The sequence below is a fragment of the Streptomyces nymphaeiformis genome (genome assembly GCF_014203895.1).
GTDB classification, from domain to species: Bacteria; Actinomycetota; Actinomycetes; order Streptomycetales; family Streptomycetaceae; genus Streptomyces; species Streptomyces nymphaeiformis.
Window position 1 is genome coordinate 141,805 of record NZ_JACHJY010000004.1, and the last position, 20,315, is coordinate 162,119.

At 71.5% G+C, this 20,315-nt stretch carries 17 protein-coding genes; 9 read left to right on the plus strand and 8 right to left on the minus strand.

The window, feature by feature from the left end:
• Positions 1–533 precede the first annotated feature (533 nt).
• The gene (locus tag GGE06_RS14680; protein ID WP_116160258.1) at positions 534–1,400 is read left to right on the plus strand and encodes an HAD family hydrolase; all 867 of its coding nucleotides are present in this window, start codon (positions 534–536) and stop codon (positions 1,398–1,400) included.
• 516 nt (positions 1,401–1,916) lie between these two features.
• Here the strand turns inward: GGE06_RS14680 and GGE06_RS14685 are convergent.
• A complete protein-coding gene (locus GGE06_RS14685) occupies positions 1,917–2,777 on the minus strand; it encodes a Fic family protein (protein WP_184931040.1) in 861 nt (286 codons plus the stop codon).
• Between the two features lie 102 nt (positions 2,778–2,879).
• Here GGE06_RS14685 and GGE06_RS14690 point away from each other — a divergent pair, with 102 nt between their 5' ends.
• On the plus strand, positions 2,880–3,866 hold the full coding sequence (locus GGE06_RS14690; protein ID WP_116160256.1) for an ATP-binding protein: 987 nt from the start codon (positions 2,880–2,882) through the stop codon (positions 3,864–3,866).
• On the opposite strand, the gene GGE06_RS14695 is transcribed toward GGE06_RS14690, so the two are convergent.
• The gene (locus tag GGE06_RS14695; protein WP_116160255.1) at positions 3,844–5,157 is read right to left on the minus strand and encodes a polysaccharide deacetylase family protein; all 1,314 of its coding nucleotides are present in this window, start codon (positions 5,155–5,157) and stop codon (positions 3,844–3,846) included. The two genes, GGE06_RS14690 and GGE06_RS14695, sit on opposite strands and share 23 nt — an antisense overlap.
• Before the next feature lie 286 nt (positions 5,158–5,443).
• Here GGE06_RS14695 and GGE06_RS14700 point away from each other — a divergent pair, with 286 nt between their 5' ends.
• The 6 genes from GGE06_RS14700 (at position 5,444) to GGE06_RS42555 (ending at position 13,455) form a co-directional block, all read left to right on the plus strand.
• On the plus strand, positions 5,444–7,912 hold the full coding sequence (locus tag GGE06_RS14700) for a SulP family inorganic anion transporter (RefSeq protein ID WP_246532567.1): 2,469 nt from the start codon (positions 5,444–5,446) through the stop codon (positions 7,910–7,912).
• Positions 7,913–8,105: 193 nt separating this feature from the next.
• Positions 8,106–10,061 carry an acetate--CoA ligase gene (acs, locus tag GGE06_RS14705; RefSeq protein ID WP_184931041.1) on the plus strand — a complete coding sequence of 652 codons (1,956 nt, stop codon included), beginning with the start codon at positions 8,106–8,108 and terminating at the stop codon, positions 10,059–10,061.
• 232 nt (positions 10,062–10,293) lie between these two features.
• Positions 10,294–11,685 (plus strand): Na+/H+ antiporter NhaA, encoded by a 1,392-nt coding sequence (nhaA, locus tag GGE06_RS14710; RefSeq protein ID WP_116160253.1) that lies wholly within the window; start codon positions 10,294–10,296, stop codon positions 11,683–11,685.
• A 38-nt stretch (positions 11,686–11,723) separates the two neighbouring features.
• Positions 11,724–12,209 carry a phage holin family protein gene (locus GGE06_RS14715; RefSeq protein ID WP_116160252.1) on the plus strand — a complete coding sequence of 162 codons (486 nt, stop codon included), beginning with the start codon at positions 11,724–11,726 and terminating at the stop codon, positions 12,207–12,209.
• Positions 12,206–13,141: an alpha/beta fold hydrolase gene (locus tag GGE06_RS14720; RefSeq protein WP_116160251.1), complete on the plus strand. Its 936-nt coding sequence runs from the start codon at positions 12,206–12,208 to the stop codon at positions 13,139–13,141. Before GGE06_RS14715 ends, GGE06_RS14720 begins: the two co-directional genes overlap by 4 nt.
• Before the next feature lie 122 nt (positions 13,142–13,263).
• The gene (locus tag GGE06_RS42555; RefSeq protein ID WP_116160250.1) at positions 13,264–13,455 is read left to right on the plus strand and encodes a hypothetical protein; all 192 of its coding nucleotides are present in this window, start codon (positions 13,264–13,266) and stop codon (positions 13,453–13,455) included.
• Positions 13,456–13,474: 19 nt separating this feature from the next.
• Here the strand turns inward: GGE06_RS42555 and GGE06_RS14725 are convergent, their stop codons facing one another.
• The 3 genes from GGE06_RS14725 to nth all read right to left on the minus strand — a co-directional run bounded on the left by GGE06_RS14725 (position 13,475) and on the right by nth (position 16,548).
• Positions 13,475–14,674: a MarP family serine protease gene (locus GGE06_RS14725; RefSeq protein ID WP_116165446.1), complete on the minus strand. Its 1,200-nt coding sequence runs from the start codon at positions 14,672–14,674 to the stop codon at positions 13,475–13,477.
• 79 nt (positions 14,675–14,753) lie between these two features.
• Positions 14,754–15,458 (minus strand): NUDIX hydrolase, encoded by a 705-nt coding sequence (locus GGE06_RS14730; protein WP_116165445.1) that lies wholly within the window; start codon positions 15,456–15,458, stop codon positions 14,754–14,756.
• Positions 15,459–15,528: 70 nt separating this feature from the next.
• A complete protein-coding gene (nth, locus tag GGE06_RS14735) occupies positions 15,529–16,548 on the minus strand; it encodes an endonuclease III (RefSeq protein ID WP_184931042.1) in 1,020 nt (339 codons plus the stop codon).
• A 185-nt stretch (positions 16,549–16,733) separates the two neighbouring features.
• Between nth and GGE06_RS14740 the strand changes: the two genes are divergently transcribed.
• Positions 16,734–17,408, plus strand: coding sequence for a Crp/Fnr family transcriptional regulator (locus GGE06_RS14740; protein WP_015034542.1), 675 nt, complete (start codon positions 16,734–16,736; stop codon positions 17,406–17,408).
• An 82-nt stretch (positions 17,409–17,490) separates the two neighbouring features.
• Here the strand turns inward: GGE06_RS14740 and GGE06_RS14745 are convergent, their stop codons facing one another.
• The 3 genes from GGE06_RS14745 to GGE06_RS14755 form a co-directional block, all read right to left on the minus strand.
• Positions 17,491–18,375 (minus strand): prohibitin family protein, encoded by an 885-nt coding sequence (locus GGE06_RS14745; protein WP_116160248.1) that lies wholly within the window; start codon positions 18,373–18,375, stop codon positions 17,491–17,493.
• Between the two features lie 200 nt (positions 18,376–18,575).
• Positions 18,576–19,406: an MBL fold metallo-hydrolase gene (locus GGE06_RS14750; RefSeq protein WP_116160247.1), complete on the minus strand. Its 831-nt coding sequence runs from the start codon at positions 19,404–19,406 to the stop codon at positions 18,576–18,578.
• Positions 19,403–20,299, minus strand: coding sequence for an NUDIX hydrolase (locus GGE06_RS14755; RefSeq protein WP_184931043.1), 897 nt, complete (start codon positions 20,297–20,299; stop codon positions 19,403–19,405). Before GGE06_RS14755 ends, GGE06_RS14750 begins: the two co-directional genes overlap by 4 nt.
• Positions 20,300–20,315: the final 16 nt, after the last annotated feature.

Consider the following 20,315-nt stretch of genomic DNA (forward strand, 5'->3'; position numbering starts at 1 on the left):
GACTCCGGCCCCCACGGCTCCCGTCCCCACGGCGCCGAGCCGTGTGTCGTACCCCTGGTCCCGGAAGTGCTGGATGTCTCCACGACGCACACCCCTCTCGTGATTCCTCGTGTCCGCGAACTTCGCGACAGGAATCACCGTGGGGCCGCCCTGGAAATCGTGCCGATCTCACCGAAAAACTGTGGATAAGCGGGGGGCTGTGAATAACTTCGCCACTCCTACGGGGACTGTCCGGAACGCAGTCCGCCGATTACTGTGAGTGATGGATCGAGAGCCGGGCGGGGCCCCGGTCCACTCATGACCGATGAACGGAAGGAAGGGAGCAAGCGATGGCGCACAGGGCCGAAACGGCTCCGGACATGCGACGACCCCCGCCGGGGGGGAGAGCGGGGGTCGTCTCTCCGGCCGACTCGGGGGGGGAGGAGCCGGACCGGGTTAGCACGGTCGCGAACGATCCGTGACTTCCATGGTGTACCCGAGAGCCTTCTCAGGCAAACCCACGCGCCCCAGCGTACGCCGAATGGCGGGCACCTATGCTCGGGCTTGTGGAAAACCACTCCTTGCCGCGCACAGCCGCCTTCTTTGACCTGGACAAGACGGTCATTGCGAAGTCATCGACGCTGACCTTCAGCAAGTCCTTCTACCGGGGCGGACTGATCAGCCGCCGCGCCGCCCTGCGGACGGCCTACATCCAGTTCGTCTTCCTGGCGGGCGGAGCCGATCACGACCAGATGGAGCGGATGCGTGAATATCTTTCCGCGCTCTGCAAAGGCTGGAACGTCGCCCAGGTGAAGGAGCTCGTCGCCGAGACCCTTCACGATCTGATCGACCCGATCATCTACGACGAGGCCGCCTCCCTCATCGAGGAACACCACGCCGCCGGCCGCGACGTCGTGATCGTCTCCACCTCCGGTGCCGAGGTGGTCGAGCCGATCGGCGAGATGCTCGGTGCCGATCGGGTCGTCGCCACCCGAATGGTGGTCGGCGAGGACGGATGCTTCACCGGAGAGGTGGAGTACTACGCTTACGGGCCGACGAAGGCGGAGGCGGTCCGGGAGCTCGCGGAGTCGGAGGGCTACGACCTTTCGCGCTGCTACGCGTACAGCGATTCGGCGACCGACATCCCCATGCTGGAGGCCGTCGGTCACCCGTACACGGTCAACCCCGACCGGACGCTGCGCCGTGAGGCCGTGGCGCGGGAGTGGCCGGTTCTCGCCTTCGACAAGCCGGTGCGCCTCAAGCAGCGGCTGCCCGAATTCCGGATGCCGCCCCGCCCCACGCTCGTCGCCGCGGCGGCGGTGGGAGCGGCAGCCGTCGGGGCCGGACTCGTCTGGTACGCGGCCCGGCGCCGGCAGGCCGCCCTCGCCCAGCAGCTCGCCGGCGACTTTGCCCGGATTTGAGCAATCGACGGAGAAGCGGATCCACCACTTTCGCTTCCCCCCGGACAGGAGTAGAAAGGAATCAGGCCCGCGAGACCGAGGACATCCGAGAGGATCACCTGTTGAGCATGAAGGCCCCACGGACCTAGCACTGAAACCGGGCACCCACGCGACGTCGACCCGTCGATTACGGGCCAGCCGCACCAGGCCACGGGCAAAGTTCCCGGCCTGATGGGCACATATCGAGGACGCTTGGTAACTGGGTGGACGTGCCAGCGGCGGTACCAGGACTGGTGCCGCCGCAACCCATTTCCGGCACCGGCCACGCCGCATTTCCGGGCTTGACCCGGCCTGGTTTCCAGAGGCGGCCCGCCTCGTTTCCGGAAGCGGTCGCGGACCATCTCCGGACGCGATCGCGCCCCACCAGACCCGGCTCCGCCTCACCGGACCCGGCCGCGCCTCACCAGTCCCGGCCGCACCCCTGCACATGAGGCCCACGCCCCATGTGCCCCCGAAAGGCCGGGTGGGGTCGGGGGCTCAGGCGGCGCCGCGCTGGAGGGCCTCGCAGACGGCCGTGGACTCGCGGACGCCCAGTTCGACCGAGCGGCCGCAGTGGGCGATCCAGGCGCCGACGCCCTCCGGGGTGCCCGACAGGTACCCCTCGAACGCGGCGAGGTAGGCGGCCCGCCCCTGTTCCGCGTGGCCGACCTCGGCCGGGCAGACGGCCTTCGGGTCGAGTCCGCTGCCGACCAGCGCGATCCGCTCGGCCGCCCGGGCGACCAGGCCGTTGTACGAGGTGAAGGGGCGCAGCGCGAGCAGTTCGCCGTGGACCACGGAGGCGGTCACGAGCGCGGGGGCCTCGCTGCCCGCGACGATCAGTTCGGCGAGGCCGTCGAGTCGGCCCGCGACCTCGGCGGGCGTCGGCAGCGGGGCGCCGATGAGCGGTTCGTCGACCGTCTCGCCGTCCAGGCGGGGTCGGCCCACGGAGTCGGCCACGCCGGTGCCGGCCAGGGCGCCCGTGCCGGCCGGGGCGCCCGTGTCGCCGGCGGCGACCAGGTGCAGCCGGGCGAGCACGCGCAGCGGCGACTGGCGCCAGATGGAGAGCAGCTGCCCGGCCTCGGCGCCGAGGCGCAGGGCGGCACCGACGGTGCGGGCCTCGGCGTCGGCGCTGAAGTCGGTGCGCCGGCGGACCTCTTCCAGGGCCCAGTCGGCCCCGGACAGGGCAGCCGAGCCGCGCGCGCCGCGCAGGGCCGCCTCGGAGGAGATCTCGTTGCTGCGGCGGCGCATCACGCGGTGGCCGTAGACCCGGTCGACGGCCTTGCGTACGGAGTCCACCGCTTCGGCGACGCCCGGCAGGGAGCCGAGGGCGGCCAAGGGGTCAGAGGCGTGCGTACTCATAAGTAGGGAGGCTACGCGCCCTGGGGGCCCGCCCCACGTTGGAGTGGTCTTCTTCACGCAGCTTGACCACGGGTAGCGATCGTGCCACTACCCTAGGTGAACATGAAGATCGCTTTCGTGGGGAAGGGCGGCAGCGGCAAGACCACGCTGTCCTCGCTCTTCATCCGCCACCTCGCCGCCAACGAAGCGCCGGTCGTCGCCGTCGACGCCGACATCAACCAGCACCTGGGCGCCGCGCTCGGTCTGCCCGAGGCGGAGGCCGCCGCGCTGCCCGCGATGGGCGCGCATCTGCCGCTCATCAAGGAGTACCTGCGGGGCAGCAATCCACGGATCGCCTCCGCCGACACGATGATCAAGACGACGCCGCCCGGGGAGGGTTCGCGGCTGCTGCGGGTGCGCGAGGACAACCCGGTGTACGAGGCGTGCGCGCGTCCGGTCGCGCTCGACGACGGCGAGATCCGACTGATGGCGACCGGGCCGTTCACCGAGTCGGACCTCGGGGTCTCCTGCTACCACTCGAAGGTCGGCGCGGTGGAGCTCTGCCTCAACCACCTGGTCGACGGGGTCGACGAGTACGTGGTCGTCGACATGACGGCGGGTTCGGACTCCTTCGCGTCCGGCCTCTTCACCCGCTTCGACATGACCTTCCTGGTCGCCGAGCCGACCCGCAAGGGCGTCTCGGTCTACCGCCAGTACAAGGAGTACGCGCGGGACTTCGGTGTCGCGCTCAAGGTCGTCGGCAACAAGGTGCAGGGCCAGGACGACCTGGACTTCCTGCGCGAGGAGGTCGGCGAGGACCTGCTCGTGACGGTGGGCCACTCGGACTGGGTCCGCGCGATGGAGAAGGGCCGCCCGCCCCGTTTCGAGCTCCTGGAGGCGGAGAACCGCATGTCGCTCCAGGCCCTCCAGGACGCGGCGGACGACTCGTACGCCCACCGCGACTGGGAGCGCTACACGCGCCAGATGGTCCACTTCCACCTGCGCAACGCGGAGAGCTGGGGCAACGCCAAGACCGGGGCCGACCTGGCGGCGCAGGTCGACCCCGATTTCGTACTGACCGAAGGACTCAGCGCCGTTCAGCCGGCTTGACGCCCTGTGCTCCGGCGGCCGCCGGGGTGGCCGGCTCGGGGGCCAGGAAGGCCTTCCAGCCGGCCGCCGGGGCCTCGCCGACCTTCAGGGTGCGCATCTTGGCGATGACGTCCGGGTCCTGGGCGTCGAGCCAGTCGGCGAGCTGGCGGAAGGACACGCACTTGACGTCCCTCTGCACGCAGACGGTGGCGATGGTCTCCTCGACGGCCCGCATGTACGTGCCGCCGTTCCAGGACTCGAAGTGGTTGCCGATGATCAGCGGCGCGCGGTTGCCCCGGTAGGAGCGCTCGAAGGCCTGCACCAGGCCGTCGCGCATCTGGTCGCCCCAGTAGCGGTGCTGGGAGGGGTCGCCCTGGGTCGTACCCGACTGGTTCACCAGGAAGTTGTAGTCCATGGACAGGGTCTGGAAGGCGCGGCCCGGGACGGGCACGAGCTGCATCGACAGGTCCCACAGGCCCAGGTCCTTCTTGGGCCAGATCTGGTCGTTGACGCCGCTGGTGTCGTAGCGGAAGCCCATCTGCGCCGCCGCCCGGACGAAGTTCGTCCGGCCCTCCAGGCAGGGGGTGCGGGCGCCGACGAGCTCCTTGTCGTAGTCGAAGGGCAGCGGCTGCTCGGCGCGCAGGCCGGCGTTGGTCTTCCAGTGCTTGACGAAGGACTTGGCCTGGTTGATCTCGCTCTTCCACTCGTCGACCGACCAGTTGCCGACGCCGCCCTCCTTCCCGCAGAAGTGGCCGTTGAAGTGGGTGCCGATCTCGTTGCCCTCCTGCCACGCGCCGCGCAGTTCGCGGACGGTGGCGCGGATGCCCTCGACGTCGTTGAAGCCGATGTCGGAGCTGCCGGCGTTGTGCTGCGGCGGGTCGTAGAGCTCCCGCTTGTCCTCCGGCAGCAGGTACACGCCGCTGAGGAAGTACGTCATGGTGGCGTCGTACTTCTTGCCCACCGCGCGGAAGTGGGAGAAGAGCTTCTGGCTGTCCTCGCCGGCGCCGTCCCACGAGAAGACCACGAACTGCGGCGGGGTCTCACCGGGCTTGAGCTTGTGCCAGACCGGCTGGTGGGGCTGCGCGCCGGTGAAGGCGGTCGAGCCGTCGCCGATCAGCCGGGGCGTCTGCGGGGCCGCGGCCGGACCCTTCTTCGCGCCGGAACCGACGCCCGCACCCGCGCCCGGCGTGCCCTTCGTGGCGGTGCCGTCGGATCCCGAGCAGCCGGCGAGGCCGGTGGCGAGAGCGAGGGTGAGGGCGCCGACGGCGAGCGCCTTCCTCCGGACGGTGGTCGTTCTGCGGGCGTCTGACATCCGCGCACCTCTCCTCAGATCCTCGGATTTCCGTACAAGCGGCGTAAACGTCGCACCGCGAGGACCAGGGGCCGACAACGACAGGCAACATGCGCACGCCCTGTCACCGGATCCGGTGAATCATTGCCCTGTTTGCCCCGAAAATAATGCCGCAGTCTTTACTCTCCATTACGATCCATTTACTGAGCGTTGATCCTCCACTCGAATCACTCCGGAGGCTCTCGCCGGAAATCCCGCCGCTGCACCCCGCACGAGCCGCGACCGCGCTGCCCCGGAGGAGACGGGAATGACCCTCTGCACCCCCGCCCGCACGACCAACCGACCCCGGATCCAGCGGCCCCACAGCCCGCCGGACGGACCCCGCCGCTTCCGCGTCGCCGGCGCCGACCTCTCCGCGTCCGTCGCCGTCTTCCTGATCGCGCTGCCGCTCTCACTCGGCATCGCACTCGCCACCGGAGCCCCGCTCCAGTCCGGCCTGGTGGCCGCCGCCGTCGGCGGCCTCGTCGCCGGCCGGTTCGGCGGCTCCCCGCTCCAGGTGAGCGGCCCGGCCGCCGGACTCACCGTCGTGACCGCCGAGCTCATCCACCGGTACGGCTGGCGCACCACCTGTGCCATCACCGTCCTCGCCGGCCTCACCCAACTCGCCCTGTCCGCCCTGCGCGTGGCCCGTTCGGCGCTCGCCGTCTCGCCCGCGATCGTGCACGGCATGCTGGCCGGCATCGGCGTCACCATCGCCCTCGCCCAGCTCCACATCGTGCTCGGCGGCACCCCGCAGAGCTCCGCCGTCGCCAACGTCCTGGGCCTGCCCGCCCAGTTGGCGCACGCGCACCCCGCCGCGCTCGTCATCAGCACCCTCACCGTGACCGTGCTGCTCGGCTGGCCGCGGCTGCCGGGCCGTGCGGGGCGGCTCGTACGGAAGGTCCCGGCCGCGCTCGTCGCGGTGGCCGGGGCCACGGCCGCGGCCACCCTCGCCGGACTCGCCGTGCCCCGCGTGGACCTGCCGTCCTGGAGCAGCCACGCCCTGCCCGGACTGCCCGAGGGCCCGGTCCTCGGCATCGCGGCCGGCGTGCTCACGATCACCCTCGTCACCAGCGTGCAGTCGCTGCTGTCGGCCGTCGCGGTCGACAAGCTGGTCGCCGCGCGCGCCGCCGCGGGCGGGAACCAGGGCCGGAGCGTCCCCCGCTCCGCACTCGACCGCGAGCTCGCCGGCCAGGGCGCGGCCAACGTGCTCTCCGGAGCGCTCGGCGGGCTCCCGGTCGCCGGGGTCGCGGTCCGCAGCGTCGCCAACGTCTCGGCGGGCGCGGTGAGTCGCGCCTCGACGATGCTGCACGGCCTGTGGATCGTGCTCGCGGCCCTGCTGCTCGTGCCCGTCCTCGAGCTGACCCCGCTGCCCGCGCTCGCCGCCCTCGTCATGGTGGTCGGCATCCAGATGGTGAGCATCACCCACATCCGTACGGTCACACGGCACCGCGAGGTGGTCGTCTACGCGGTGACGCTGGCCGGCGTCGTCCTCGTCGGCATCCTGGAAGGCGTCGCCCTCGGCATCGCCGTGGCCATCGCGGTCGCCCTGCACCGGCTGACCCGCACCCGGATCACCCGCGAGGAGCGGGACGGGCGCCACCTGCTGCGCGTCCGGGGCCAGCTGACCTTCCTCGCCGTGCCCCGGCTCAGCCGGGCCCTGCACCAGCTGCCGCAGGGCTCCGACGTGGTGGTCGAGCTCGACGGGTCCTTCATGGACCACGCCGCCTACGAGACGCTGAGCGACTGGACCGCGGGGCACCTGGCGCACGGCGGGGCGGTCGAGACGACCGGGCCCTCCGGCGCCCGGATCGCCGAGCCCACGCCGGTCACCGACTCCGCCTCGCACCCCTGCTGCCGCCCCTGGACGCCCTGGCACAACCACCAGTGCGGGGAACCGACCACCGAGACGCCCGCCGAGACCGGGCCCACGACGCGGCTGCACCTGGCGAGCGGCATCGGCAAGTTCCAGCGGAACACCGCGCCGCTCGTGCGGGACGAGCTCGCCCGGCTCGCCCGGGAGGGGCAGCGGCCCTCGCAGCTCTTCCTGACCTGCGCCGACTCCCGGCTCGTCACCAGCATGATCACCTCAAGCGGCCCCGGCGACCTCTTCACCGTGCGCAACGTCGGCAATCTCGTCCCGCTGCCCGGCGAGGAGAGCGGGGACGACTCGGTGGCGGCGGCGATCGAGTACGCGGTGGAGGTGCTGCGGGTCGAGTCGATCACCGTCTGCGGCCACTCCGGGTGCGGCGCGATGCAGGCCCTGCTCGGCGGCAGTCCGGACGACCCGCCGACCCCGCTCCGCCGCTGGCTGCGCCACGGCCGGCCCAGCCTGGAGCGGATGGCGAGCCGACGCCACGCCTGGGCCCGCATCTCCGGGCGCCTTCCGGCCGACGCCGTCGAGCAGCTCTGCCTGACCAACGTGGTCCAGCAGCTGGAGCACCTGCGGGCGTACGAGTCGGTGGCGCGCCGGCTGGCCGAGGGCACGCTCACGCTGCACGGCGTGTACTTCCACGTCGGCGAGGCGCAGGCGTATCTGCTCTCCGGGACGGACGAGGTGCACAGCTACGACGACGTCTTCACCCAGGTGATGCCGACGGACCACCTCGAGGCGTCCGACCGCCTCGAAGCCCCCGGCCAGCTCGAAACATCCGACCGTCTCGAAGCCTCCGGCCAGCTCGAAACATCCGACCGTCTCGAAGCCTCCGGTCGCCTCGAAGCCGCTCGCGCGTCCTGAACCTTTCGGTCCCCCCGGCCGTGAGACTGTGTGGCCCCTTCTCCCACCGCTCGGGACGGAGGGGCCACCGCACGTCAAGCCACTCATAGGTCTAAACCAATTTCCTGGATGCTCTTGTCACCCGGGCCTGCGACTGGTGAGCTATGACACGGGACACATACGCACAGAGGACGCCCTGGGAAAGGGAGATGTCGTGAGCAACGAATCCTTGGCCAACCTGCTCAAGGAAGAGCGGCGGTTCGCGCCGCCCACCGAGCTGGCCGCGGACGCCAATGTGACGGCGGAGGCGTACGAGCAGGCCAAGGCGGACAGGCTGGGCTTCTGGGCCGAGCAGGCCAGGAGGCTCAGCTGGGCCACCGAGCCGACCGAGACCCTCGACTGGTCGAACCCGCCGTTCGCCAAGTGGTTCGCGGACGGCGAGCTGAACGTGGCGTACAACTGCGTCGACCGGCACGTCGAGGCCGGCCACGGCGACCGGGTCGCCATCCACTTCGAGGGCGAGCCCGGCGACAGCCGCGCCATCACCTACGCCGAGCTCAAGGACGAGGTCTCCCGGGCCGCCAACGCCCTGACCGAGCTGGGCGTCCGCAAGGGCGACCGGGTCGCCGTCTACCTGCCGATGATCCCCGAGGCGGCCATCACGATGCTGGCCTGCGCCCGTGTCGGCGCCGCCCACTCGGTGGTCTTCGGCGGCTTCTCGGCCGACGCCGTCGCCTCCCGCATCCAGGACGCCGACGCCAAGGTGATCGTCACCGCCGACGGCGGCTACCGCCGCGGCAAGCCGAGCGCCCTCAAGCCGGCCATCGACGAGGCCGTCGCCAAGTGCCCGCAGGTCGAGCACGTCCTCGTGGTCCGCCGTACGGGCCAGGACACCGCCTTCACCGAGGGCCGGGACGTCTGGTGGGACGACATCGTCGCCCGCCAGTCCACCGAGCACGCCCCGGAGGCGTTCCCGGCGGAGCACCCGCTCTTCATCCTGTACACCTCGGGCACCACGGGGAAGCCGAAGGGCATCCTGCACACCTCCGGCGGCTACCTCACCCAGGCCGCCTACACCCACCACGCCGTCTTCGACCTCAAGCCGGAGAGCGACGTCTACTGGTGCACCGCCGACATCGGCTGGGTCACCGGGCACTCGTACATCGTCTACGGCCCGCTGGCCAACGGCGCGACGCAGGTCATGTACGAGGGCACCCCGGACACCCCGCACCAGGGGCGGTTCTGGGAGATCGTGCAGAAGTACGGCGTCACGATCCTCTACACGGCGCCCACCGCGATCCGCACGTTCATGAAGTGGGGAGACGACATCCCCGCGAAGTTCGACCTGTCCAGCCTCCGCGTGCTCGGCTCCGTCGGCGAGCCGATCAACCCCGAGGCCTGGATCTGGTACCGCGAGCACATCGGCGCGAACAGGACCCCGATCGTGGACACCTGGTGGCAGACCGAGACCGGCGCGATGATGATCTCGCCGCTGCCGGGCGTCACCGAGACCAAGCCGGGCTCCGCCCAGCGCCCGCTGCCGGGCATCTCCGCCACCGTCGTCGACGACGAGGCGAACGAGGTCCCGAACGGCGGCGGCGGTTACCTGGTCCTCACCGAGCCGTGGCCGTCGATGCTCCGCACCATCTGGGGCGACGACCAGCGCTACATCGACACGTACTGGTCCCGCTTCGAGGGCAAGTACTTCGCCGGTGACGGCGCCAAGAAGGACGAGGACGGCGACATCTGGCTGCTCGGCCGGGTCGACGACGTCATGCTCGTCTCGGGTCACAACATCTCGACGACCGAGGTCGAGTCGGCCCTCGTCTCGCACCCGGCCGTCGCCGAGGCGGCCGTCGTCGGCGCCGCCGACGAGACGACCGGCCAGGCGATCGTCGCCTTCGTCATCCTGCGCGGCACGGCCACCGAGGACGAGAACCTCGTCGCCGAGCTGCGCAACCACGTGGGCGCGACCCTCGGCCCGATCGCCAAGCCGAAGCGGATCCTGCCGGTGGCGGAGCTCCCGAAGACCCGCTCCGGCAAGATCATGCGCCGTCTGCTGCGCGACGTCGCGGAGAACCGCGAGCTGGGTGACGTCACCACCCTGACCGACTCCTCGGTGATGTCGCTCATCCAGACCCAGCTGCCGGCCACGTCCAGCGAGGACTGACCCTCACGCACCGGGAAACGCCCGTCCCGAGCCGCTCGGGGCGGGCGTTTCCCATGCCCGCCCCCGATGGGACGAAAGCCACGAAACTCCATAAAGTGAATCTCGCCGGACACACCCCGGGCTCGTTAGGTAAAGTAAGGATCGCGTCAGGAACGCGACAGAAAGACCTAGGTGCGCCGGGAAGTCTGGTCGGCATGTGCTTCGCCCTGCCCGCCCGACGGAGGTCACCCACGTGTCCGTGCCCAACGACCGCAAGTTCCTCGGCCGTCTCTCGCTGCCCGAGCGGCGCTACATCGCCGACGCGCTGCGCACCGAGACCGTCGGCGGCGTCCTGCTGCTCTTCGCCGCCGTCGCCGCGCTCGTCTGGGCGAACTCCCCGCTGAGCGCGAGCTACGAGACCGTCAGCGACTTCCACATAGGCCCCGCCGCCCTCGGCCTCGACCTGTCGATCCAGCACTGGGCGGCCGACGGCCTCCTGGCGATCTTCTTCTTCGTCGCCGGCATCGAGCTCAAGCGCGAGCTCGTCGCGGGTGAGCTGCGCGACCCCAAGGCCGCCATGCTCCCCGTCATCGCCGCCCTCTGCGGCATGGCGGTCCCCGCCCTCGTCTACACCCTGGAGAACATCGTCGGCGGCGGCTCGCTCGACGGCTGGGCCGTGCCCACCGCGACCGACATCGCCTTCGCGCTCGCCGTCCTCGCCGTCATCGGCACCTCGCTGCCGTCCGCGCTCCGCGCGTTCCTGCTGACCCTCGCCGTCGTCGACGACCTGTTCGCGATCCTGATCATCGCGATCTTCTTCACCAGCGAGCTGAACTTCGCCGCGCTCGGCGGCGCCGTCGCCGGACTCGTCGTCTTCTGGGTACTGCTCCGCAAGGGCGTCCGCGGCTGGTACGTGTACGTGCCGCTGGCCCTGGTCATCTGGGGCCTGATGTACAACAGCGGCGTCCACGCCACCATCGCCGGCGTCGCCATGGGCCTGATGCTGCGCTGCACCACCCGCGAGGGTGAGGAGCACTCCCCCGGCGAGCACATCGAGCACCTGGTCCGGCCGCTCTCGGCCGGGCTCGCCGTCCCCCTCTTCGCGCTCTTCTCCGCCGGTGTGAGCATCTCCGGCGGCGCGATCCACGACGTCTTCACCCAGCCGGTCACCCTCGGCGTGGTCCTCGGTCTCGTCGTCGGCAAGGCGATGGGCATCTTCGGCGGCACCTGGCTCGCCGCCCGCTTCACCCGTGCGGAGCTCAATCCTGACCTGGCCTGGCCGGACGTGTTCGCCGTCGCCACCCTCGCCGGGATCGGCTTCACCGTCTCGCTCCTCATCGGCGAACTCGCCTTCGCCGGGGACGCCGTCCTCACCGACGAGGTGAAGGCCGCCGTCCTCATCGGCTCGCTGATCGCGGCCGTCCTCGCCTCCGTCCTGCTGAAGCTGCGGGTCCGGAAGTACCAGGCCCTCGTCTCCGCCGAGGAGCGCGACGAGGACGAGGACGGCATCCCCGACATCTACGAGGAGGACAACCCGGAGTACCACCTGCGGATGGCCGAGATCTACGAGCGGAAGGCCGCGGAGCACCGGCAGCGCGCCCAACTGGCGGGGGCGTCGCGCGACGGGGGCGACCGTCCGGCATGATCTGAGTCGGACCGTAGACACAAGGAGAGGGAGCAGCGATGAGCGACCCGTTCGACGGCACCGAGCGCAGCCTCGGTCAGCTGGTCGCCTCGGCGACCGCCGAGATGTCCGCGCTGGTGCACGACGAGATCGCCCTGGCCAAGGCCGAGATCCGACAGGACGTCAAGCGTGGCGCGATCGGCAGCGCGGCGGGCACCGCGGCCGCCGTGGTGCTGCTCTTCTCGCTGCCGATGCTGAGCTTCGCGCTCGCGTACGCCATCAACACCTGGACCGGCGGGCACAACGGAAACGGGGGCTGGAACCTCGTCTGGTGCTTCCTGCTGTCCTTCGCCTTCAACGTGCTGGTCGCGGCGCTGCTCGGGCTGATCGCGTACTCCAAGTTCAAGAAGCTCAAGCCGCCGGAGAAGTCCATCGCCTCCGCCAAGCAGACCGCGGCGATCATGCAGAACGCGAAGCCGCACCCCCGTCCGGCGCAGCAGCCCGCGCTCGACAAGGCCTCCGCTGTGGCACGCTCGTCCGTATGACCCTCCCCGAGAGCAGCAGCGGCAACGGCGGGCCCGTACGGCTCGACGGGCCGTGGACGCACCGTGACGTGGCCGCCAACGGCGCCCGCTTCCACATCACCGAGATGGGCGACGGCCCGCTGGTGCTGCTCCTGCACGGCTTCCCGCAGTTCTGGTGGACCTGGCGCCACCAGCTGCCCGCCCTCGCCGAGGCCGGATTCCGGGCCGTCGCGATGGACCTGCGCGGGGTCGGCGGCAGCGACCGCACGCCGCGGGGTTACGACCCCGCCAACCTGGCCCTCGACATCACCGGCGTGGTCCGCTCCCTGGGCGAGCCCGACGCGGCGCTCGTCGGGCACGACCTGGGCGGCTACCTCGCCTGGACGGCCGCCGTCATGCGGCCGAAGCTGGTGCGCCGGCTCGTCGTCTCCTCGATGCCGCACCCGCGCCGCTGGCGCTCGGCGATGCTCTCCGACTTCGCCCAGTCGCGGGCCGGTTCGCACGTGTGGGGCTTCCAGCGGCCGTGGCTGCCGGAGCGTCAGCTCGTCGCGGACGACGGCGCGCTCGTGGGCGAGCTGATCCGGGACTGGTCGGGTCCGAAGCCGGTCGACGAGGAGGCCGTCGAGACGTACCGGCGGGCGATGTGCGTCCCGTCGACGGCGCACTGCTCGATCGAGCCGTACCGGTGGATGGTGCGGTCGCTGGCCCGCCCGGACGGCATCCAGTTCAACCGGCGCATGAAGCGGCCCGTCCGGGTGCCGACGCTCCACCTGCACGGTTCCCTGGACCCGGTGATGCGGACCCGCAGCGCCGCGGGGTCCGGCGAGTACGTGGAGGCGCCGTACCGCTGGCGGCTCTTCGACGGCCTCGGGCACTTCCCGCACGAGGAGGACCCGGTGGCCTTCACCACGGAGCTCGTCAACTGGCTGAAGGACCCCGAACCCGACCGCTGAGCCCCTTTCAGGGACCGTGCCGGCGTACAGGCTTGCGTCGAACGGCCATGTGCCCCGCGCATACTCCAATTGGCGGGCCCCGGGGCGGTTACCGACCTTGGCCCCCGGGCAGACGTCGAAGTATGGGCTGGACGCACGACTACGGTGACACGACAGCACGCGACCGCCGCTCGGCCACGGGGCCGGGCTCCCGCGAGAGGGGTGGCACCGCGGACGCGGGCCACGCGGCGCAAGGCGTGGGGATCTCGCGCATCCTGCGCCGCCGGGCCCGCTGGGTCTCGGCCCGGCTCCGGCACCCCAGAGACACCGCTTAGCGCTCCGTAGAGCCGGCGCTCACAGGGCGCAGGTCTGGGTGTCGACCTGCTGGTCGGCGGTCCGGCCGCGCTCGATGTCCTCACGGATCTCGTCGACCGTCAGGGCGTATCCGGTGTTCGCGTCGTCGAGGGAGCGGGCGAAGATCACGCCGTACACCTCGCCGTTCTCCGTGAGGAGCGGACCGCCGGAGTTGCCCTGGCGGACCGTCGCGTACAGCGAGTACACGTCCCTGCGCACATCGCCACGGTGGTAGATGTCGGGGCCCTTGGCGCTGATCTGGCCCCGCACACGGGCCGAGCGCACGTCGTACGAGCCGTTCTCCGGGAATCCGGCGACGATCGCGTCGTCGCCGCTGTGGGCGTCCTCGTCGGTGAAGGCCAGCGGCGTGGCCCGCAGGCCCGGCACGTCCAGGACGGCGATGTCGCGCTGCCAGTCGTAGAGGACGACCTTGGCGTCGTAGAGCTTGCCCTCGCCGCCTATCTGGACGGTCGGCTCGTCGACGCCGCCGACGACGTGGGCGTTGGTCATGATGCGGCGGTCGGCGAAGACGAAGCCGGTGCCTTCGAGGACCTTGCCGCAGCTCTGCGCGGTGCCGACGACCTTCACGATGGAGCGCTGCGCGCGGGCGGCCACGGGACTGTGGGCGAGCGCCGGGTCGGGCGGGGTGACCGGGGTGATCGGCTCGTTCGCGAAGGGGCTGAAGACCTGGGGGAAGCCGCTGCGGGCCAGGGTGGAGCTGAAGTCGTCGAACCAGCCGGAGGCCTGATCCGGCATCACCTGCTCCACGCCGAGCAGCACCTTGGAGGTCCGTACCTCCTTGCCCAGGGTGGGCAGCGAGGTACGGGCGAGGGCGGAGCCGATCAGCCAGGCCACGAGCAGCATCGCGACCACGTTGACGAGGGCGCCGCCGGTGGCGTCCAGGGCGCGGGCCGGCGACCAGGTGATGTGGCGGCGCAGCTTGTTGCCGAGGTGGGTGGTGAAGGCCTGGCCGACGGAGGCGCTGACGATGACGATCATCACGAAGACGACGGTCGCCGTGGTCGAGACCTCGCTGTTGTCGGTCAGCTGGTCCCAGAGGATCGGCAGCAGCAGAACGGCGACGAGACCGCCGCCGAGGAAGCCGATCACCGAGAGGATGCCGACGACGAAGCCCTGGCGGTAACCGATGATCGCGAACCATACGGCGGCGAGCAGCAACAGGATGTCCAGCACGTTCACCGTCAATAGCCTCGCAGATTCGTTTCCGGTCGCCCGGGGTCGGTCGGCCCGAAGGCCGGTCCGCCCGAAGGTCAGCCTGTCATGAGCGCCAGTCGAGCGGGACCTTCTTGGACCGGTCCCAGGGACGCTCCCAGCCGGCGAAATGGAGCAGCTTGTCGATGACGCCGGCCGTGAAACCCCAGACCAGAGCGGATGCGACGAGGAACGCGGGGCCTTCGTGGCCGAGCGGGTGGACGGAGGTCGCGCGGTTCGCGGGGTCCGTGAGATCCGCCACGGGGACGGTGAAGACGCGGGCGGTCTCGCCGGGGTCGACGACGCCGACCGGGCTGGGGTCGCGCCACCAGCCGAGGACGGGGGTGACGACGAAGCCGCTGACCGGGATGTAGAGCCGGGGCAGCACGCCGAAGAGCTGGACGCCCTCCGGGTCGAGGCCGGTCTCCTCCTGGGCCTCGCGCAGGGCGGCGCGCAGCAGGCCGCCGTCCGCCGGATCGCCGTCCTCGGGGTCGAGGGCGCCGCCGGGGAAGGAGGGCTGCCCGGCGTGCGAGCGGAGGCTGCCGGAGCGCTCCATGAGCAGCAGCTCGGGTCCGCGCTCGCCCTCGCCGAAGAGGACGAGGACGGCGGACTGGCGGCCGGAGCCGCTCTCGGGCGGCAGGAAGCGGCTCAGCTGCTCGGGTCTGACCGTGCGGGCGGCCCGGTCGACGGGCTCGAGCCAGTCGGGCAGCCCGTCCCTGCTGAGCAGCCCGGCCGTGCCGGGCCCGTGGATCTCTTCGTCAGTGCGCGTCATGGGCACCCCCGTGGTTCTCAACGCGATCGGTGGACGGGTTCGTTCCCGGCGGCGTGTTCACCCGGCGTGTTCAGGCCTCGCCGCCGGGTGACGCGCCGCCGCCCAGCGGGGGCGCCGGGCGGCCCGGGTAGCCGGGCGGCGGGTTGAGGCGCTGGCCGGGGAAGCCGCCCATCTCGTACTTGAGCAGCTTCCTCGCCTTCTCGGGGTCGGTCTCGCCCTCGCCGTACGCGGGGCAGAGGTGGGTGATCGGGCAGGCGCCGCAGGCGGGCTTGCGGGCGTGGCAGATCCGGCGGCCGTGGAAGATCACCCGGTGCGAGAGCATCGTCCACTCGCTCTTCGGGAAGATCGTGGCGACCTCGGCCTCGATCTTCACCGGGTCGTCGGACTCGGTCCACCGCCAGCGCCGGGCGAGGCGCATGAAGTGGGTGTCGACGGTGATGCCGGGGACCCCGAAGGCGTTTCCGAGGACGACGAAGGCGGTCTTGCGGCCGACGCCGGGGAGCTTGACGAGGTCCTCCAGACGGCCGGGGACCTGTCCGCCGAAGTCGTCCCTGAGGGCGGCGGCGAGGCCCATGATCGACTTGGTCTTGGCGCGGAAGAAGCCGGTCGGCCGGATCAGCTCCTCGACCTCCTCGGGCACGGCCGCGGCGAGGTCCTCGGGCGTCGGGTACTTCGCGAAGAGGGCCGGGGTGGTCTGGTTGACCCGCAGGTCGTTGGTCTGCGCCGAGAGGACCGTGGCGACGAGCAGCTCGAAGGGGTTGCGGAAGTCGAGCTCCGGATGGGCGTACGGGTAGACCTCGGCCAGCTCCCGGTTGATCCGCCGCGCCCGCCGCACCATCGCGAGCCGCGACTCGGGCGCGGTGGGCTTGGCGACGGGCTTGGCAACGCGGGCGGGCTTCGTGGGCCGGGCGGGCTTGCCGGGCGCGGGCGCGGCGGGGTCCGTCGGCGTGGGGGTCTTCACAGGCCCCACGGACTCCCCTTTTGCACCCTTTGCCCGTTTCGACACGCCGCGTTCGCCCACAGCGGAATTACCTTCGCCCGACACTCTTTCAGCCCCCTTGGCCTGCGCTCTCACCGGCGAGTTGGACACCCGGCCAGCCTAGGCGCCGCCGCCGACATCCGCCCCGGGCGTGGCCGATCGGAGCCCAATCGGGCCCCTGACGTACGGACGAGCGACTCGGTACGTCAAACTTGTTGTGATTGATCGCACTGTTTTGTGCGTCCGGCATCATGGGACCCAGGTCCTTTGAGCAGGTCGACAGTAGGAGAGAACTCGTGGACGACGTTCTGCGGCGCGCCCCGCTCTTCGCGGCGCTCGATGACGAGCAGGCTGCCGAGCTGCGCGCCTCGATGAGTGAGGCGACGCTCGCCCGTGGCGACGCGCTCTTCCACGAGGGCGACCCCGGTGACCGCCTGTACGTGGTGACCGAGGGCAAGGTGAAGCTGCACCGCACCTCCCCCGACGGCCGCGAGAACATGCTGGCCGTCCTCGGCCCCGGCGAGCTCATCGGCGAGCTGTCCCTCTTCGACCCGGGCCCGCGCACCGCCACGGCGACCGCGCTGACCGAGGTCAAGCTGCTCGGCCTCGGCCACGGCGACCTCCAGCCCTGGCTGAACGCCCGCCCCGAGGTGGCCACCGCGCTGCTGCGCGCCGTCGCCCGCCGCCTCCGCAAGACCAACGACCAGATGTCCGACCTGGTCTTCTCCGACGTCCCGGGCCGTGTCGCCCGCGCGCTCCTCGACCTGTCGCGCCGCTTCGGCGTGCAGTCGGAGGAGGGCATCCACGTCGTCCACGACCTCACCCAGGAGGAGCTGGCCCAGCTGGTCGGCGCCTCCCGCGAGACGGTCAACAAGGCGCTCGCCGACTTCGCCCAGCGCGGCTGGCTGCGCCTGGAGGCCCGTGCCGTGATCCTGCTCGACGTGGAGCGCCTCGCGAAGCGCTCGCGGTAAGCACCGCCGTACGCGGCTCCGCACACGTGGAAAGGCCGCCCCGGTCCGACGACCGGGGCGGCCTTTCCCGTACGTGCGGAGGTCAGCGCTTCGAGCCGTCCACGATCACCGGGGTGGAGCCGCTGCCGCCGCAGGGCACCGCGTAGACCGGGTTCTTCGCCGCGGCCTCCTTGTAGGCGTCGATGCACTGGTTCATCAGGACCTTGTCCGTCAGCGAGTCGTTGAGGATCTTGTTGGCGCGGGCGATGCCCTCCGCCTCGATGCGGCGCCGGTCGGCCTCGGCCTTGGCGGTACGGGAGGCCTCGATGGCCCGCTCGGTGGCCTGCTCCTGCTGGATCTTGCGGTCGATCTGGCCCTGGAGGGCGTCCGAGGGCTTCACGTTGCGCAGGTTGACCGTGGTCACGTCGATGCCGCGCGGGGCCAGGCGCTCCTTGATCAGGGTGCCGATCTCGGCGTTGATGCCCTCGCGGTCGGAGGCGTACCCCTCCTCGCTGGTGTGGCGGGCGAAGACGTTGCGGACGATCTCACGGCTGTCCGGGTAGACCAGCCGCTGCTGGATGGCGTCCTCGCTGCCCGCGAGCTTGTACAGCTCGACGGCCTTGGCCTGGTCGACGGACCACTTCACCGTCAGCTCGACGTACATGACACCGCCCTGCGAGGAGCGGACCTCGACCACGTCCTTGTCGGAGAGGTTGAGGTCGACCGGGCGGGTCGAGAAGGTCGTGACGTCCGTGAACGGCGACTTCACGTGCATGCCGGAGGTCATCGGCTGGCCCACCTTGCCGAAGGCGACCGGCACGCCGACCTCGTACGCGCTGATCACGTACGTCATGCTCACGACCAGCGAGAAGAGGCCGGCCAGGAGCGCGCCGAGGGCGCCGAACTTCAGCCCCTTGGAGTCGTTGGCGCGGCCGACGAAGAAGAGCACCACTGCGGCTATGAACAGCAGGATGGCGAAGACGAACACGGGCGATCCCCCCGAAGCTACGGCCAGATGTAAGCGGAGCGTAAGACACGGGGAAAGCCCGAGCGGTTCCGGGTCCCACGTCACGAGCCCCGGCGCGACACCCGGGTCCGGCACGGCGCCCGGGTCGGGCACGGCGCCCGGACTCGCTGCGGCACCCGGGTCCGGCCGCTGGGCGGGTCGCGCCGGTCCCGCCCCGCGGATCAGGTGAGGCCGTGCTCCCTCAGGTACTCCAGCTGCGCCCGTACCGACAGCTCGGCCGCCGGCCACAGGGAGCGGTCCACGTCCGCGTACACGTGGGCGACGACGTCCGCCGCCGTCCGGTGCCCGGCCTCGACCGCCGTCTCGACCTGGGCCAGCCGGCTCGCCCGGTGCGCCAGGTAGAACTCCACGGCCCCCTGCGCGTCCTCCAGGACCGGACCGTGCCCCGGCAGGACCGTGTGCACCCCGTCGTCGACGGTCAGCGAGCGCAGCCGCCGCAGCGAGTCCAGGTAGTCCCCGAGCCGCCCGTCCGGATGCGCGACCATCGTCGTCCCGCGCCCCAGGATCGTGTCGCCCGTCAGCACCGCCCGGTCGGCCGGCAGGTGGAACGAGAGCGAGTCCGAGGTGTGGCCGGGCGTCGGGACGACCCGCAGCTCCAGGCCGCCGACCGTCACCACGTCCCCGGCGCCGAGCCCCTCGTCGCCGAGCCGCAGCGCGGGGTCGAGGGCCCGCACGGCCGTCCCGGTCAGCTCCGCGAATCGGCCCGCGCCCTCCGCGTGGTCCGGGTGGCCGTGCGTCAGCAGGGTCAGCGCGACCCGCTTGCCGAGCTTCTCGGCGGTGTCGATCACATGGCGCAGATGGCCCTCGTCGAGCGGCCCCGGGTCGACGACGACGGCGAGGCCGGAGCCGGGCTCGGAGAGCAGCCAGGTGTTGGTGCCGTCGAGGGTCATCGCGGACGGGTTCGGCGCGAGGACGTTCACGGCGCGGGCGGTCGCGGGCCCCGACTCCACGAGGCCGCGCGGCTGGCCGGGCAGGGCGGCGGCGTCGCTCATCGCTCACCCCCGGTGGGGATGACCTTGGTGAACTCCTCGTGCCCCGGCCAGCTCAGGACCAGCTCGTCGCCCTCCAGACGCGCCTGTGCGAGGACGGGGGTCAGGTCCTGCTCCCCCGCCGCCTCCAGCGCCTCGGCGGACGTCCCGTACGCCTCCAGGCTGCGCAGGGTCGAGATCGTCGGCGGCATCATCGTCAGCTCGCCCCGGTCGTAGCCGCCGGCGGCCTCCGCCGGGCGGATCCAGACCGTGCGGTCCGCCTCCCCGGAGACGTCCCGGGTGCGCTGGCCGGCCGGGAGCGCCGCCACGAAGAACCAGGTGTCGTACCGGCGCTGCTCGAACTCCGGGGTGATCCAGCGGGCCCACGCGCCCAGCAGGTCCGAACGCAGGACGAGACCGCGCCGGTCCAGGAAGTCGGCGAAGGACAGCTCCCGGGCGACGAGCGCCTGCCGGTCCCGCTCCCAGTCCTCGCCCGTCGTGTCGCCGACGACGCCGTCCTCGGTCTCCCCGGCGAGCAGCACGCCCGCCTCCTCGAAGGTCTCGCGCACGGCGGCGCAGACCACGGCCTGGGCCTGCGCCGGGTCGTCGAGGCCGAGCCGGGCCGCCCACGTCTCCAGGGACGGGCCCGCCCAGCGCACCGGCTGCTCGTCGCGCGGGTCGACGCCGCCGCCGGGGTAGGCGTACGCACCGCCCGCGAAGGCCATCGAGGTGCGGCGGCGCAGCATGTGGACGTCGGGCCCCGCGGCCCCGTCCCGCAGGAGCAGGACGGTGGCGGCGCGCCGGGGCGTCACGGGGGTGAGCTCACCGGCGGCGAGGGCACGGATGCGGTCGGGCCATTCCGCCGGGTACCACTGCCCGTTCGACTGCTTCGCCTGCTTCGACTGACCATTCGACATGGCCGGATGCTATGCG

Coding starts and splice junctions, on each gene's coding strand:
- GGE06_RS14680 (WP_116160258.1), top strand. CDS start 534: ATGCTCGGGCTTGTGGAAAACCACTCCTTGCCGCGCACAGCCGCCTTC.
- GGE06_RS14685 (WP_184931040.1), bottom strand. CDS start 2,777: ATGAGTACGCACGCCTCTGACCCCTTGGCCGCCCTCGGCTCCCTGCCG.
- GGE06_RS14690 (WP_116160256.1), top strand. CDS start 2,880: ATGAAGATCGCTTTCGTGGGGAAGGGCGGCAGCGGCAAGACCACGCTG.
- GGE06_RS14695 (WP_116160255.1), bottom strand. CDS start 5,157: ATGTCAGACGCCCGCAGAACGACCACCGTCCGGAGGAAGGCGCTCGCC.
- GGE06_RS14700 (WP_246532567.1), top strand. CDS start 5,444: ATGACCCTCTGCACCCCCGCCCGCACGACCAACCGACCCCGGATCCAG.
- GGE06_RS14715 (WP_116160252.1), top strand. CDS start 11,724: ATGAGCGACCCGTTCGACGGCACCGAGCGCAGCCTCGGTCAGCTGGTC.
- GGE06_RS14720 (WP_116160251.1), top strand. CDS start 12,206: ATGACCCTCCCCGAGAGCAGCAGCGGCAACGGCGGGCCCGTACGGCTC.
- GGE06_RS42555 (WP_116160250.1), top strand. CDS start 13,264: ATGGGCTGGACGCACGACTACGGTGACACGACAGCACGCGACCGCCGC.
- GGE06_RS14730 (WP_116165445.1), bottom strand. CDS start 15,458: ATGACGCGCACTGACGAAGAGATCCACGGGCCCGGCACGGCCGGGCTG.
- GGE06_RS14750 (WP_116160247.1), bottom strand. CDS start 19,406: ATGAGCGACGCCGCCGCCCTGCCCGGCCAGCCGCGCGGCCTCGTGGAG.
- GGE06_RS14755 (WP_184931043.1), bottom strand. CDS start 20,299: ATGTCGAATGGTCAGTCGAAGCAGGCGAAGCAGTCGAACGGGCAGTGG.